The sequence below is a fragment of the Paenarthrobacter sp. 10L412 genome (assembly GCF_056395565.1).
The window spans coordinates 57698-72380 of the sequence record NZ_JBFTJT010000008.1; the positions used below are offsets into that span (position 1 = coordinate 57698).

Annotated in this window: 14 protein-coding genes; 9 read left to right on the top strand and 5 right to left on the bottom strand. The window is 61.6% G+C overall.

Going from position 1 to position 14683, the window contains the following annotated elements:
* The first annotated feature begins 31 nt into the window (after positions 1–31).
* Together AC1DD7_RS12650 and greA are read left to right on the top strand one after the other, a co-directional pair.
* Positions 32–490: a DUF4307 domain-containing protein gene (locus AC1DD7_RS12650; RefSeq protein ID WP_477515227.1), complete on the top strand. Its 459-nt coding sequence runs from the start codon at positions 32–34 to the stop codon at positions 488–490.
* A gap of 151 nt (positions 491–641) precedes the next feature.
* Entirely contained in the window at positions 642–1136 is a 495-nt protein-coding gene (gene greA, locus AC1DD7_RS12655) for a transcription elongation factor GreA (RefSeq protein ID WP_431119052.1), read from the top strand.
* Positions 1137–1268: 132 nt separating this feature from the next.
* Here the strand turns inward: greA and AC1DD7_RS12660 are convergent, their stop codons facing one another.
* The 4 genes from AC1DD7_RS12660 to AC1DD7_RS12675 are packed head-to-tail and all read right to left on the bottom strand — an operon-like array spanning position 1269 to position 5444.
* Positions 1269–1883 carry a rhomboid family intramembrane serine protease gene (locus AC1DD7_RS12660; protein WP_477515228.1) on the bottom strand — a complete coding sequence of 205 codons (615 nt, stop codon included), beginning with the start codon at positions 1881–1883 and terminating at the stop codon, positions 1269–1271.
* Positions 1884–1895: 12 nt separating this feature from the next.
* On the bottom strand, positions 1896–3134 hold the full coding sequence (ilvA, locus tag AC1DD7_RS12665) for a threonine ammonia-lyase (RefSeq protein ID WP_431119049.1): 1239 nt from the start codon (positions 3132–3134) through the stop codon (positions 1896–1898).
* A gap of 3 nt (positions 3135–3137) precedes the next feature.
* Entirely contained in the window at positions 3138–4418 is a 1281-nt protein-coding gene (locus AC1DD7_RS12670; RefSeq protein ID WP_431119048.1) for an AI-2E family transporter, read from the bottom strand.
* Positions 4419–4475: 57 nt separating this feature from the next.
* On the bottom strand, positions 4476–5444 hold the full coding sequence (locus AC1DD7_RS12675) for an aldose 1-epimerase family protein (protein WP_477515367.1): 969 nt from the start codon (positions 5442–5444) through the stop codon (positions 4476–4478).
* Between the two features lie 82 nt (positions 5445–5526).
* On the opposite strand from AC1DD7_RS12675, the gene galT reads away from it, so the two are divergent.
* The 3 genes from galT to AC1DD7_RS12690 are packed head-to-tail and all read left to right on the top strand — an operon-like array spanning position 5527 to position 9136.
* Entirely contained in the window at positions 5527–6687 is a 1161-nt protein-coding gene (gene galT / locus AC1DD7_RS12680) for a galactose-1-phosphate uridylyltransferase (protein ID WP_477515229.1), read from the top strand.
* Positions 6684–7844, top strand: coding sequence for a galactokinase (gene galK / locus AC1DD7_RS12685; RefSeq protein ID WP_477515230.1), 1161 nt, complete (start codon positions 6684–6686; stop codon positions 7842–7844). The genes galT and galK overlap by 4 nt, the downstream gene beginning before the upstream one ends.
* A gap of 53 nt (positions 7845–7897) precedes the next feature.
* A complete protein-coding gene (locus AC1DD7_RS12690; protein ID WP_477515231.1) occupies positions 7898–9136 on the top strand; it encodes an acetyl-CoA C-acetyltransferase in 1239 nt (412 codons plus the stop codon).
* Positions 9137–9221: 85 nt separating this feature from the next.
* Here the strand turns inward: AC1DD7_RS12690 and AC1DD7_RS12695 are convergent, their stop codons facing one another.
* Complete coding sequence (locus AC1DD7_RS12695) at positions 9222–10145, bottom strand: Bax inhibitor-1/YccA family protein (protein ID WP_477515232.1); 924 nt, start codon at positions 10143–10145, stop codon at positions 9222–9224.
* A gap of 278 nt (positions 10146–10423) precedes the next feature.
* Between AC1DD7_RS12695 and AC1DD7_RS12700 the strand changes: the two genes are divergently transcribed.
* Genes AC1DD7_RS12700 through AC1DD7_RS12715 form a run of 4 tightly spaced genes read left to right on the top strand, consistent with a single transcriptional unit; the run spans position 10424 to position 14636 of the window.
* Positions 10424–11821, top strand: coding sequence for a branched-chain amino acid ABC transporter permease (locus tag AC1DD7_RS12700; protein ID WP_477515233.1), 1398 nt, complete (start codon positions 10424–10426; stop codon positions 11819–11821).
* 9 nt (positions 11822–11830) lie between these two features.
* A complete protein-coding gene (locus AC1DD7_RS12705; protein WP_477515234.1) occupies positions 11831–12799 on the top strand; it encodes a branched-chain amino acid ABC transporter permease in 969 nt (322 codons plus the stop codon).
* Positions 12796–13869 carry an ABC transporter ATP-binding protein gene (locus AC1DD7_RS12710; protein WP_477515235.1) on the top strand — a complete coding sequence of 358 codons (1074 nt, stop codon included), beginning with the start codon at positions 12796–12798 and terminating at the stop codon, positions 13867–13869. Before AC1DD7_RS12705 ends, AC1DD7_RS12710 begins: the two co-directional genes overlap by 4 nt.
* Positions 13866–14636: an ABC transporter ATP-binding protein gene (locus AC1DD7_RS12715; RefSeq protein ID WP_442002645.1), complete on the top strand. Its 771-nt coding sequence runs from the start codon at positions 13866–13868 to the stop codon at positions 14634–14636. The genes AC1DD7_RS12710 and AC1DD7_RS12715 overlap by 4 nt, the downstream gene beginning before the upstream one ends.
* Positions 14637–14683: the final 47 nt, after the last annotated feature.

Sequence of the window (14683 nt, forward strand, 5' to 3'; positions counted from 1 at the left end):
GAGGTGCCGGGATCCGCACTAAACTGGATAGGTGACTTCAGAGGACCTATCGGCCAACGAACTACCGGCAAGCAACAGCCTAGCCAATCGCTACGGTGGTCAAAAGCGCGGCTTGACCCGTACATCGAAGCGGAACATCGTCATCGTGGCCCTGGTCCTCGGAATTGTGTTCGCCGCATGGGTGGCTACGTCCTCTGCACAAGCCCCGGTGACCTTCAAGGACATCGGATACAGCACGGTGGATGGCACTCAGGCCGAGGTCGATTACCAGGTCACCAAATACCCGGGCGCCACGGCCAAATGTGCCGTGAAGGCCATGGATTCCAAGTTTGCAGTGGTGGGCTGGAAAGTGGTCGAGATCGGCCCCAATGAGCCCAAGGACGGTGCCGACGGCGGCAGCACAACAGCCCAGCGCACCGTATTGAGAACGGAGTCCCCCGCTGTCGCCGGGGTAGTGGATAATTGCTGGATCGTGGACAGCGGGAAATAACAATCGTGTGACCCACAACTCAACCAGTTTGGGTTCGTCCAGAGGATTTACTACAATGGATGAAACCTTCACCCCGTTAAGTTGGTTACTGAGTTTCACGAGTGGCCACCTCGGCGGGGTCTTTGCTTTGTCAGATCAAGAGGAGAAATCCGTGTCTACCACCAAAGGCGCCACAGCAGCTTGGCTTACCCAGGAAGCTTTCGACCGCTTGAAGGCTGAGCTGGACCACCTTTCCGGCGCTGGCCGGGCGGAAATCGTCCAGAAGATCGAAGCCGCCCGCCAAGAAGGCGACCTCAAGGAAAACGGCGGATACCACGCAGCCAAGGAAGAGCAGGGCAAGATTGAAGCCCGCATCCGCCAGCTCACCGCGCTCCTGCGCGATGCCCAGGTGGGCGAAGCTCCTGCCGATGACGGAATCGTAGAGCCCGGCATGTTGGTTGTTGCCCGCATCGCCGGGGACGAAGAAACGTTCCTGCTCGGCTCCCGCGAGATCGCCGGCGACTCCGACCTCGATGTCTTCAGCGAGAAGTCTCCGCTGGGTGCCGCCATCATCGGCCACAAGGAGGGCGACAAGCTCAGCTACACCGCCCCCAACGGCAAGGAAATTCCGGTGGAGATCGTTTCCGCCAAGCCGTACGTCGCCTAAGCAGCGCGAAAAGCACGACGCCGGTCCACCCCTTCGCGGGGCGGGCTGGCGTTTTTCGTGTGCGTGCCCAACTGGGTCGCAGCAGTGCGCGTTTTGAGAGCTCATAACGCGCACAAATGCGACTTACTTGGGTCAGACGGCGGGCTCGGGTTTCGGACGCAACAGGACGGCTGCGATGATCCCTCCAAGGGCGCCGCCCAGATGGGCCTGCCACGAAATGAAGCCCATGACGGTGGGCAGCACCCCAAAGAGGATGCTGCCGTACGCCATGAAGAGGACCACGGACAACAGAATCTGCCACCAGTTCCTGTTGAAGAATCCCCTGACCAGAAGGAACGCGAAGAACCCGAACACCAGCCCTGACGCACCCACTGTCACCCCTCCCCCGCCAATAAGCCACACCATGAGTCCCGAACCCAGCCAGCTGAAGGCCAGGGCTGTGAGGAAGACCCTGATGCCGGCCAGGAAAACCAGGAAGCCGAAGATGATGAGGGGCAGGGTGTTGGACAGCAAATGGTTGAGGTTCGCGTGCAGCAACGGAAACGTCAGGATGTCCAGCACTCCGTCCATGCTGCGGGATCGAAGTCCAAAAGTACTGTTAAGGCCATGCCTCATCAGCGTGTTCAGGAACTCGATCACGTACAGCACGATCACGAAGCTGCCCATGAACAGCAGGCCGCCCTTCGCTCGGCCCGCGAGTGTCTCCTTGGCCTCGGCCTTGGATCCGTCAGGCGTTTCGAGCACCATCTGCGACTCCCGTCAGTGCACCACGATCGGCTGGAAGCCTTCGGCCCTCAAGGCGCCGAGGACCTGTTCGCCGTGTTCGTGGCCCTTCGTTTCCAGGTTGATGGTGATGGAGACATCGCCCATGCTGATGGAGCCACCCAGTCGCGTGTGGTCAAGGCCGGTCACGTTGGCGTCGTTTTCGGCAATGATGCGGGCGATCGTCGCCAGTGAACCCGGGCGGTCATCCAGCATCATTCGAACCGTCATGAACCGGCCCGCAGCCGAGAGACCACGCTGGATGACCTTGAGCATCAGCATCGGATCGATGTTGCCACCGGAAAGCACGACGGCGGTGTTACCCGGGTTTTCGATCTTGCCATCCATCAGCGCGGCTACTCCCACCGCGCCTGCCGGCTCCACGACCATCTTGGCCCGTTCCAGCAGGAAGATCAGCGCGCGGGCAAGGGAATCCTCGCTCACAGTCACAACATCGTCCACGAGCTCGCGGATGATGCTGAAAGGAAGCTGCCCTGGCCGGCCTACGGCGATGCCGTCGGCCATGGTCGAAACCTTTTTGAGCGGCACCAGGGCGTCCGCAGCGAGGGACGGGGGGTAGGCGGCTGCATTTTCCGCTTGTACGCCGATGACACGGATCTCGCGACCGAGCTCCTTGGCCTTGGCCTTGATGGCCACTGCGACGCCTGCAAGAAGTCCTCCGCCGCCGACGCCCATGAGAATGGTGTCCACGTTGGGGATCTGTTCCAGGATTTCCAGTCCGATGGTGCCCTGGCCGGCGACGACATCCACGTTGTCAAAGGGGTGCACAAAGACTGCCCCCGTTTCGTTGGCGTAGCGCTGGGCTTCGGCCAGTGCCTCATCCACGTTGTGGCCGTGCAGGATGACTTCTGCACCATGGCTGCGCGTTGCTGCAAGCTTGGGAAGCGCCACGCCCAGCGGCATGTAGATGCGGGCATTGATGCCCAGGCTCTTTGCGGCTACGGCTACGCCCTGCGCGTGGTTGCCTGCAGAGGCAGCCACCACGCCGCGCTTCTTCTCGGCATCAGTCAGGCGCGCCATCCGTACGTAGGCGCCGCGGACCTTGAAGGATCCGGCGCGCTGCAGGTTCTCGCATTTGAAGAAAACGTTGCCGCCCACGAGGGTTCCCAGCGCACGGGACGACTCCACCGGAGTCTTGGTAATAATGCCCTCGAGCAGCTCCTGCGCCTTGAGGACATCGTCCAGCGTGACGGGCAGGGTATCGAGGGTATTCACTGACTATTCTCCTTTGTTGGTGTCAACTGCAGGCTCCTGGACGGAGGTGTTATCTGCGGCCTTGGTCTTGCCGACAGCGCTGCTGCCGCTGCGGGATCCGGCTCGCGGAAGGTGGACTTCCTTGAAGTTGGAGTCGCCATCGGTTTCCGACGACGCGGCTCCAGGCTGCAGCTCAGCCGCGCCCAATCCTTCATCATGTTCCCACGTCCGGCCGGCAATGTAGCGAACCGCCGTGTTTACTACGGCGAGCAGCGGCACTGCGAACAGCGCGCCGGGAATGCCCGCGAGATAGGATCCGGCAGCTACCGAAAGGATCACCGCCACGGGATGAAGCGCCACAGCCCTACCCATGACCAGCGGCTGCAGGATATGGCTTTCAAGCTGCTGGACAAGCAGGACGATGGCCAGCATGATCAGCGCATTGACGGGTCCGTTCGCCACAAGGGCCAGCAGGACGGCGATTGCACCAGTAACCAGCGCACCCACTACGGGAATGAACGAACCAATGAACACCAGGACAGCCAGTGGAAGCGCGAGGGGAACCTGGATGATCGCGGCACCGGCTCCGATACCCACGGCGTCGATGAAGGCAACGAACATCTGGATCCGTACATAGCTGACCATGGAGGTCCAGCCACGACGTCCGGCACCATCAGCGGCCCTCCGGGCTGTCTTGGGCAGAAGCCGGACCAGGAACCCCCAGATCCGGCTTCCTTCCAGCAGGAAGAAGATCAGGATAAAGAGTGCCAGCACCAGGCCGGCTGCAAAGTGTCCCGCAGTGCTGCCAAAGGACAGGGCACCGCTGAGGATGCTGCTGCTGTTGTCCTGCAGGGCCGTGGCACCGTCTGAAATGTACTGATCGATTTGGGCGGCCGTCAGGTGCAGGGGTCCGGCTGCCAGCCAGTCCTGGATCTGTTGGATTCCGGTGAGTGCCTCCGTCCAAAGCTCCCCGAATCCTGAGACAAGCTGCCTGCCTACCAGGGCAAGGGCACCTCCGATTACCCCGATGAAACCCAGCACTGTAATGGCCACGGCTGCACCGTTGGGCAGATTCCGCTTGCGCAGCCAGAGCACCACTGGGTAGAGGAGTCCGGCCAAGAGCGCAGCGACCATGACCGGAATGATGAGAAAGCTGACCTTGCCCAGCAACCAGACCAAGGCGCCGATCATCAGCAGGATCAGGCCCATCCGCCACGACCACGCGGCCGCAATGCGCACCCCGTAGGGAATGTCTTGGGCAATTTGTCGGTCAGAACGTGATTTGGCGTCCGGTGTTGGCGTCATGAACCCATAATTCCGCAGGCCGCCCCGTATGGGAAACCGGCCCGCCGCGCACATGGCCTAGACGGAGGCGGTTATCCCCCACGTCATGGTGAACGTCTCCCCTGGCACAAGCCAACGCAAACCATCCCCGCTGTTAAAGGCATTGGCTGGACCGGTCATGGGCTCAATAGCGACTACTTTTGATCGGCCAGGGAAGGTGTCCGTGACGAACACGTGGACATACTGGCAGTTCTGGTCCTGCTCGAGTGACACGCTGCGTCCATCCGGCGCCGTCAGCGTATGCCGGGCCACGCCGCCGTCGAACGTCAGGTCCGTCAAGGCGACGTCGATGTCCAAGCTGCCCACCGCGCGGCCGACAGAAAGGTCAAAGTCTCCCTCCACCGCAGCCGTGCTGCGGGGAATCAATCGTTCGTCCGCTACCAGGCGGGTGTCGGCTTTGACGGTCAGGACCAAATCTTCGGGGGCTACCTCGCCCAGTCGAAGATAGGGATGGGCGCCTAGGACGACCGGAGCAGCGTCCTGTGAATCGTTGACCATCGTCTGTGAGACACGAAGGTCCAGGTTTTCGTCGAGCTCATACCGTACGAGGTGCCGGACAAGGAACGGGTAGCCGTGCTGGGGGAAGACGGTTGCTTCCAGTGTCACTGAGAACTCAGACTCGTCCACCAGAGTGTAGCCGGTGTTCCGGAGCAGTCCGTGGCTGGCGTTGTTGCGTGAGGCCTCGGTGATATCGAGCTGCTGCTTTTTCCCGTTGAGATACCAGACGCCGTCCTCCACCCGGTTGGCCCACGGGGCGAGCGTGATGCCCGTGGCGCCTGGCGGAATCTCGGCGTCACCGTAACTTTCGGTGAGTTGGACGCCTCCGCGGGAGTACAGCCGAAGGCCTGCCGCAAGCTCGGTGACGATGGCGAGCGCATCGTCCCGCCGAAGCTCGAATTGGCGGCCGGTGGCGAAGCGTCGGGGTGCTGATTCGGCCGGGCTTTGGGCAGAAGGGGAAGAGGCAGACATGGCAATACCGTACTGCATGTGTTGCCGCTCCCAGAGAATCATGATGTTAGCTTTTGTTTGAAACTATGCGTTTTTGATTGCTTTGTGGGATGATGGACCCATGAGCCGCATGACCCGCACCCGCCTCGCTGACAACCGCGAGTTGATCTACTTTGACGACCCCGGAACTCCTGAGCGCACACCGGACTCGCTGGTGGACCACCGCGAGCTCCCGGCGCGTGGCGAGCCCGGCGAGGTCAGGTACGACGCCCTGTCCGGCGAATGGGTAGCTGTGGCGGCCCACCGCCAAAGCCGTACTCACCTTCCTCCGGCCGACCAGTGCCCTATCTGCCCCACGACCGCGGCGAATCCCTCGGAAATTCCGGCTTCAGACTATGACGTCGTGGTTTTCGAAAATCGATTCCCCTCACTGGGACCGGCGCTGGGCCAGATCCCGGAGATCCCCGGTCATGGATTCGCTGGCCACGGCGTCACCGGGTCTGCCTTCGGCCGCTGCGAAGTTGTGGCCTTCACGCCGCAGCACACAGGGTCCTTCGCCGAATTGGGAGAGACCCGCGCCCGCACCGTCATCGAGGCCTGGGCACAACGCACCGAAGCACTGAGCGCCCTGCCCGGCATCAAGCAGGTCTTCCCGTTCGAGAACCGCGGCGCCGATATCGGGGTCACCCTGCACCACCCCCACGGCCAGATTTACGCGTACCCCTACGTCACGCCCCGGGCCGCCACCTTGGGTGCGGTAGCCCGCAAATACTACGACGACGTCGACGCGAAAGAAACGCTCGGGGCGTCCCTCCTCAGGGCAGAACGCGAGGATGGCAGCCGCATGGTTGTGGAAGCCAAGCACTTCAGCGCCTACGTGCCGTTTGCAGCCCGCTGGCCTCTGGAAATCCATTTGGTCCCCCACCGCAGCGTCCCTGACCTCGCGGCCCTGACGGGCGAAGAACGCGACGAGCTCTCCCACGTCTACCTGGACCTGCTGAAGCGCCTTGATGCGCTCTACCCCACCCCCATGCCGTATATATCCGCCTGGCACCAGGCACCGCTGGACCCGGTCCTGCGCCCGGCGGGACAGTTGCACCTCCAGCTGACTTCACCGCGCCGCGCTGCCGATAAGCTCAAGTACTTGGCAGGCTCTGAAGCAGCCATGGGAGCGTTCATCAATGACATCACCCCGGAAGCCGTGGCGGAGCGACTCCGCGACGTCGCTGCAACCACCGACGCCACACGGTTGGCCGACACCCTGGAAGGCACCCGAGCATGACCACCACCACTGACACCAGCGTGCTTTCTGCCCGCTTCCAGGAAACCTATGGTTCAGTTCCCGACGGCGTGTGGCAGGCACCGGGGCGTGTGAACCTGATCGGTGAACACACGGATTACAACGAGGGCTTCGTCCTCCCGTTCGCGATTGATAGGACCGCCAAGGTAGCAATCAGACTCCGCGAGGACTCCACGGTTCGGCTGCTGTCGCTGTTCGGTGGTCACGGCTTGGTGGAGGCAGACCTGTCCATCTCAGAACCGGGCTCCGGCGAAGGCTGGTCACGCTATCCCCTCGGGGTTGCCTGGGCCTTGAAAGAGCGTGGCATCGACGTTCCGGGTTTTGACCTGCTGCTCGATTCGGACGTTCCGCTGGGTGCCGGACTCTCTTCCTCCCACGCGATTGAATGTGCCGTCATTTCCGCCCTTAATGACCTCACCGGGGCAGGTTTAGGCGCCGAGGATCTGGTGCTCGCCACCCAGCGCGCTGAGAACGTTTTCGTCGGCGCACCCACGGGCATCATGGATCAGTCAGCTTCACTGCGCGGAGCCAAGGGTCATGCTGTGTTCCTGGATTGCCGGGACCAGCACGTTGACCTTGTGCCTTTCGACGCCGAGGCATCGGGCCTGGTCCTGCTGGTCATCGACACGAAGGTGTCGCATTCACACGCCGACGGCGGTTACGCCTCCAGGCGCGCCTCCTGCGAGTTGGGTGCCGAAATCCTCGGTGTCAAAGCACTGCGCGACGTCGGCGTGGAATCCTTGGCGGAAGCCGCGGGCTTGCTGGATGAGACAACCCTTCGCAGGGTCCGGCATGTGGTCACCGAAAACGACCGCGTACTCCAGACCGTGGAAATCCTCACCAGCGAAGGCCCGGCCAGCATTGGCGCGTTGTTGGATGCCAGCCACGTGTCCATGCGCGACGACTTCGAGATCTCCTGCCCCGAGCTCGACCTCGCCGTGGAGACATCAAAGGCCAACGGCGCGATTGGTGCCCGCATGACAGGCGGGGGTTTCGGCGGCTCCGCCATCGCCCTGACTCCGGTAGGCCAGGAGCAGCAGGTGCGTGACGCCGTCGTGCGTTCCTTCGCGGAGAGCGGTTTTACCGCCCCGGACATCTTCACCGTGACTCCAGCAGCAGGCGCCCTTCGCTTGGCCTGACCTCTCAGACTTACGCCCGTCTTCCTTCCAGATGCCGGGCGTAAGCTGGGGCCATGACTGAGGCTGTCATCGTTTCCACTGCCAGAAGTCCAATTGGGCGGGCCTTCAAAGGCTCCCTCAAGGACGAACGCCCCGACGACCTTGCTACTGCCATGGTGCAGGCTGCACTCGCCAAAGTTCCGGGTTTCGATCCTGCCGCCGAAGATGGAGGCGGCCTTGATGACATCCTGCTGGGATGCGCCGAACCCAGCGGCGAAGCGGGCTCCAACATGGCCCGCGTCGTCGCTGTCCTTGCAGGCCTGGACCGCGTACCGGCGGCTACCATCAACCGATTCTGCGCGTCCAGCCTGCAGACGCTCCGGATGGCATTCCATGCCATCAAAGCCGGAGAAGCGAACGCGATCATCTCGGCCGGAGTGGAAAGTGTCTCGAGATACCGGAATTGGGCAGGGGCTGGACAGACCGACGCCGGCAATCACAACCCACTCTTCGAATCAGCAGCCCAGCGGACAGCGGCCCGGGCGGCGTCGAACATTCCTTGGACGGATCCGCGGCTGGGCCGGAGGCTTCCCGATATCTATATCGCCATGGGCCAGACAGCCGAGAACGTTGCCACCAGCTACGGAATCAGTCGGGCGGACCAGGACGAGTGGGGCGTCTTGAGCCAGAATCGCGCTGAAAAGGCCATTGCCTCGGGTTTCTACGCCCGCGAGATCACACCGTACGCGCGCAAGGACGGCACCCTGGTTGACCGGGACGACTCCCCGAGGGCAGGAGTGACCTTGGAAGCTGTATCCGCTCTGGAGCCCGTTTTCCGGCCCCAAGGCACAGTGACCGCGGGCAATGCGTGCCCACTGAACGATGGCGCCGCCGCCGTCCTGGTCATGCGTGACACCCGTGCACGCGAGCTTGGACTCCAACCGCTGGCCCGGGTTGTCTCCACCGCCGTCTCCGCCCTCTCGCCCGAACTCATGGGCATGGGGCCAGTTGAGTCAACGCGACGGGCGTTGGCACTGGCAGGACTGACGATTGACGATATCGACCTTGTGGAGCTCAACGAAGCTTTTGCCGTCCAAGTGGTTGCAAGCGCCCGTGAACTTGGCATCGACCCACAGAAGCTCAACGTCCACGGTGGAGCCATTGCCCTGGGGCACCCCTTCGGCATGACTGGCGCGCGCATGACCACCACGCTCCTGAATGGTTTGAAGGAACGCGACGGAACCCTTGGCCTGGCCACGCTATGCGTGGGAGGCGGCCAGGGAATGGCTGTGGTGTTCGAGCGCCTGAGCTGAGGCATCCCTGTTTAAACCAGGCCCCGTTTAAAGAAATATGCCCCCGAAGTAATTTCGGGGGCATATTTCCTGAACTCAGGCGGACTTAGTCGTCGCCGCGCAAAATCGCCAGAAGCCGAATGATTTCGACGTAGAGCCAAACCAAGGTGACGGTCAGGCCGAAGGCAGCGACCCAGGAGTAGCGCTCAGGGGCGCCGGCACGGACGCCTTCTTCGATGCTGGTGAAGTCCATGATGAGCGAGAAAGCTGCCAGGCCAATCGCCAGGATGCCAATGAAGACACCCAGCGGGATGCCAGCAATGGTGATACTCGTGCGGAGGCCGAACGGTTCCTGGACCGCACCGGTCCACATCATGACGAGGTTGATCAGCGCAAAGACCGCGTAGCCGATGGTGGCGATCATGAAGAAGCGCACCATCTTGGGTGTGGCGCGGACCTTTCCGCTCTTGAAGAGCATCAGCGTGACGCCGAAGACGGCCAGCGTACCGATGACCGCTTGGAGGCCGACGCCAGGGAACATTCCGTCAAGGATCCGGGTCAGGCCACCGAGGAAGAGTCCTTCAAGGCCCGCATACGCCAGAATCAGTGCCGGAGAAGGCTGCTTCTTGAAGGTATTGACCAGCGCCAGCACGAAACCGCCCAGTGCACCGACGATCATGAGCATGGTGGACAGTGCCGGCGCTACAAAGAGCGTGATGCCGGCGCCGATGACCAGGGCAACAAGGCAGGCGACGGTCTTCATGATGACGTCGTCGTAGGTCATCCGGCCGGTATCGGCGGGTCCTGCTGCAGGCTGGTTGTACATCTGCTGCAGTTGTTCGTTGGTCATGTTCTGCTGCGAGGCGGACCAAGCGGACTGGGCATCGAGGACCTGTCCAGGCGCGCGGCCAGGTGCCTGGTTAAACTGCTGGCCGTACGGGTTGGAATACGGATTTTGCGGAACAGGCGGTGCCTGTTTGGCTCCACGGAAATTCTTTCCGTTGAAGATAGGGTTTCCGCCAAGTGCCATTGCGGGTGTCCTCCTGAAAAGGGCTAAGTGATAATTCACGGTACCAATTACCACGCGCCCAAGGCACGGAAAGTTCCCTTGTTCACCCAGACGAAACTCAACCGTGACACGAATGTGGGAGATTGCTTGTTGCCTATAGCTTCACAGTTGTTATCCGATCGCTATCTTCTGACCTCCATGCTGTGCATTCTTTAGCCGCACTGAGCGGTAACATAGGCCACACATGGGTGACTTAGATCACAATCGAGGCAGCTAGGCAAGAACTGTTCACAAGCCCCATGACCGTTCGCACCGGCTGCAATGGCGCAGCCGGGACCACCCCCACTGTGGAGGTTTCCATTTTGAGAAGCACACTGCGCGACCCGTCCATGAGACGGTCCAAGGGACTGCAGAGAGCCGTGGGGGCGTTCTTCGCAGCCCTCATTGCCACTCTGTTGATCGCCGCCCCCTCGGCGGAGGCTACCACCCCCTCGCCTTCGCCATCCCCAACGAATTTCCAAAACAATATCAGCGGCTTCCTCCGCGACGACGCCCGTGCTCCCATACCGGGCGTGAAAATCAAGGCCTCGGGCAACGGCTTTGAAGGCGAAGCCACCTCCGGAGCCAACGGAGCCTGGAACATAGGCGTCCCCGTACAGGGCACGTACAGAGTTGAGCTGGATACCTCCACCTTGCCGGAGGGCATCAAGCTTGCCGATGGCCAGGAGAATCCCCGCAATGTCACGTTCAACCAGACGTCCAATCTGTCGGTCATCTTCGCCTTCGGTAAGGGCATCGTCGTCCAGCAACAAGACTTCGGCCAAAACCTCCTCAACCGACTGGTTGCCGGGCTGAGCTTCGGCCTGCTGCTGGCACTTGCCTCCGTCGGCCTGTCCCTCATCTTCGGCACCACAGGCCTTACCAACTTCGCCCACGGCGAGATGGTGACCATGGGTGCCGTGCTCGTCTTTATGCTCAACGGTTTTGGGTTGCCGTTCTGGCTGGCCATCCTGCTTTCGCTGATCGGCGGCGGGCTCTTCGGCTACGTCCAGGATGCCGGACTCTGGCGGCCGCTGCGGCGGCGCGGCTCGGGCCTCGTCCCCATGATGATTGTCAGCATCGGCCTGGCACTGGCCATCCGCTACGTCATCCAGTTCTTCTTCGGCGGCGCAACCCAACAGCTGCCCGGAGCCCAAAGCGCAGAGGTCCAGATCGGGCCCATCTCCATCTCTCCGAACAACCTGTGGTCCCTGTTGATCAGTGCCGTGGTGATTGCCCTGATCGGCATCATCCTGCTGAAGACCCGTCTCGGTAAAGCAACCCGTGCAGTGGCTGACAATCCTGCGCTGGCCGCTGCTTCGGGCATCGACGTCGACTCGGTCATCCGGCTTGTATGGATCGTTGGCGGCGTCCTCGCTTCCCTCGGCGGCATCCTGTGGGCCTACTACCGGCCCGGGGTGACGTTCGACATGGGCTCGCAAATCCTGCTGCTCATCTTCGCCGGCGTGACGCTCGGTGGCCTGGGAACCGTCTTCGGCGCCCTGCTCGGCTCCATCGTCGTCGGAATCTTCGTGGAGCTGACGACGGTCTTTGGCCTCCCTGCCGACCTCAAGTACGTTGGCGCTTTGTTCATCATGATTGTTGTTCTTCTGTTCCGACCGCAGGGTATCCTCGGCCGGCGTGAGCGTGTGGGTTAGGAGCGGGCCATGGACTTCGGATTTATTCTTTCCAGCGCCCTTGGCGAATTGTTCAGCCCGACGACGGCGGCCTACGCGCTTGCCGCTTTGGGCCTGGCCGTACACTTCGGATACTCAGGTCTGTTGAACTTCGGCCAGGCCGGTTTCATGGGAGTGGGCGCCTACGGCTTCGCCATCTCTACGTTGACTTTCAAAACCCCGTTCTTCATCGGCCTGCTTATCGCGGTCCTGTGTTCTGTAGTCTTCGCGTTCATCCTGGGTATTCCAACACTGCGGTTGAGGGCTGATTACCTCGCTATCGTCACTATCGCCGCAGCGGAAATTGTGCGCTACGTCGTCACTACCAACCAGCTCACCAGCGTCACGGGTTCGGCAAACGGCCTGGCCGCGTTCGAGGGTGGCTTCTACTCCATGAATCCCTTCCCTGAGGGGTCCTACATGGGAATGAACAACCGTGACTTCTTTATTCGGTTTGTGGGTTGGGGCCTGGTCATTGTTTGCTGCCTGCTGGTCTGGCTGCTGATGCGCAGCCCTTGGGGGCGCGTCCTGAAGGGCATCCGCGAGGACGAGAACGCAGTGCGGTCACTCGGCAAGAATGTCTACTCCTACAAGATGCAGGCCCTCATTATCGGTGGCATCCTGGGCGCCCTCGCCGGCATGATCTTCACCCTCCCCCGCGGCGCCGTCCAACCATCCAACTATGGCACTGAGCTCACGTTCTTCCTTTGGACCTGTCTCCTGCTCGGTGGCATGGCAACCGTCCTGGGTCCGGTGATCGGAGCCATGATCTTCTGGGTAGTGCTCTCGCTGACGCAGAGCCTGCTTTATGGGCTCATCGAATCCGGAGTCATCACCTGGCTGACCACCGTTCAGGCCGGCCAGCTGCGCTACATCCTTGTTGGTGTGGCACTGATGCTCCTGATGATCTTCCGCCCGCAAGGCGTCTTCGGCAATAAGAAGGAGCTTGCTTTCGCATGAGTGAGACCAACGAACCAAACAGCAACAACCCAGTCAATCCAGTCAACCCGCCTACCCCTTCCAGCAGTGGTAGCTCTGCCCACCCTGCCACCCCGAGCGACGAGGCAGGTATCGACTACATGACCGATTCGCGCCCTATTGCGGTCGGGGAAAATACCCCTGGCTGCAAGAAGCGCGATCCGATCGTCGTGGCCGAAGACGTCACCCGTTCCTTCGGCGGCATCAACGCCGTGGATGTGGAATACCTGGAGATCCCCCGCCACAAGATCACTGCATTGATTGGGCCCAACGGTGCCGGCAAGACCACCCTGTTCAACTTGCTCACCGGCTTCGACACGCCAAACACGGGCAAGTGGCAGTTCGAAGGGAACAGTATTGCCGGCGTCTCGTCCTACAAAGTGGCGCGCATGGGCATGGTGAGGACATTCCAGCTGACCAAGGTCATGGGCAAGCTGACAGTCATGGAAAACATGCGGCTCGGTGCAGCGGACCAGCCCGGCGAGCGTCTCTCCAAAGCTCTGTTCAAGGGCATCTGGGGTGGCCGCGAGAAGGAGATTACGGCACAGGCACACGTGCTCCTGGAGAAGTTCAAGCTGGACACCAAGAAGGATGACTATGCCGCTTCCCTTTCCGGCGGCCAGCGTAAGCTGCTGGAGATGGCACGATCCCTGATGGTGAGGCCCAAGCTCGTCATGCTCGACGAGCCCATGGCCGGCGTGAACCCGGCACTGACCCAGTCCCTCCTGGACCACATCAAAAACCTCAAGGCTGAAGGCATGACGGTCCTGTTCGTGGAGCACGATATGAACATGGTGCGCCACATCGCAGACTGGGTAGTAGTCATGGCAGAAGGAAAAATCGTCGCCGAAGGCCCTCCCGGGGAAGTCATGAAGAACCCTGCCGTGATCGATGCTTACCTTGGCGCACACCACGACGTTGACCTCGGTGACGCGGAGGGCATCAAGGTGCTCGAGGCAGAACTTGAGGCTGACGAAGAGTCGGTGGTGGGAACGGAAGACGCAGGCATCCTGTCCGACATCGTAGAAACCAAGAAGGAGGACGGGAAATGAGCAGCACCAGCGCAATGCCCGCCTCGGCAGATGCCCCGGCAAGCGATTCCGTCGTCAAAGTCACCAACCTCGTCGCGGGCTACATTCCTGGCGTCAACATCCTCAACGGCTGCTCCATCGAGGCCCGCAAAGGTGAACTGATCGGCATTATCGGCCCCAACGGCGCCGGTAAATCCACCCTGTTGAAGGCCATGTTCGGCCTGGTCAAGGTCCATTCCGGCACCGTGGTAGTCCGGGGTGAGGATCTCACTGGTTTGAAGGCCAACAAGCTGGTCACGCGGGGCGTTGGTTTTGTCCCCCAGACAAACAACGTCTTCGCGACCCTCACCATCGAAGAGAACCTCCAGATGGGCATGTTCCAGCGGCCCAAAGCATTCGCTGAGCGCTTCGACTTCGTGGCCAGCCTCTTCCCGGAACTGGCCAAGCGACGTGCCCAGCGAGCCGGTTCCCTCTCAGGCGGTGAACGCCAGATGGTAGCCATGGGACGCGCACTCATGATGGATCCTGCGGTGCTCCTGCTCGATGAGCCATCGGCGGGCCTCTCCCCCGTCAAGCAGGACGAGACCTTCCTTCGGGTCCATGAGATCAACCGCGCCGGTGTTTCGGTCATCATGGTGGAACAGAACGCCCGCCGGTGCCTCCAGATCTGCGACCGTGGCTACGTCCTGGATCAAGGGAAGGACGCCTACACGGGCACTGGACGCGAGCTTATGAAGGACCCCAAGGTTATCCAGTTGTACCTGGGAACCCTGGCCGACGAGGTCTAGCAGCCGCACCACACACGAACGGAGGGCCTTGGGTTACCCAGGGCCCT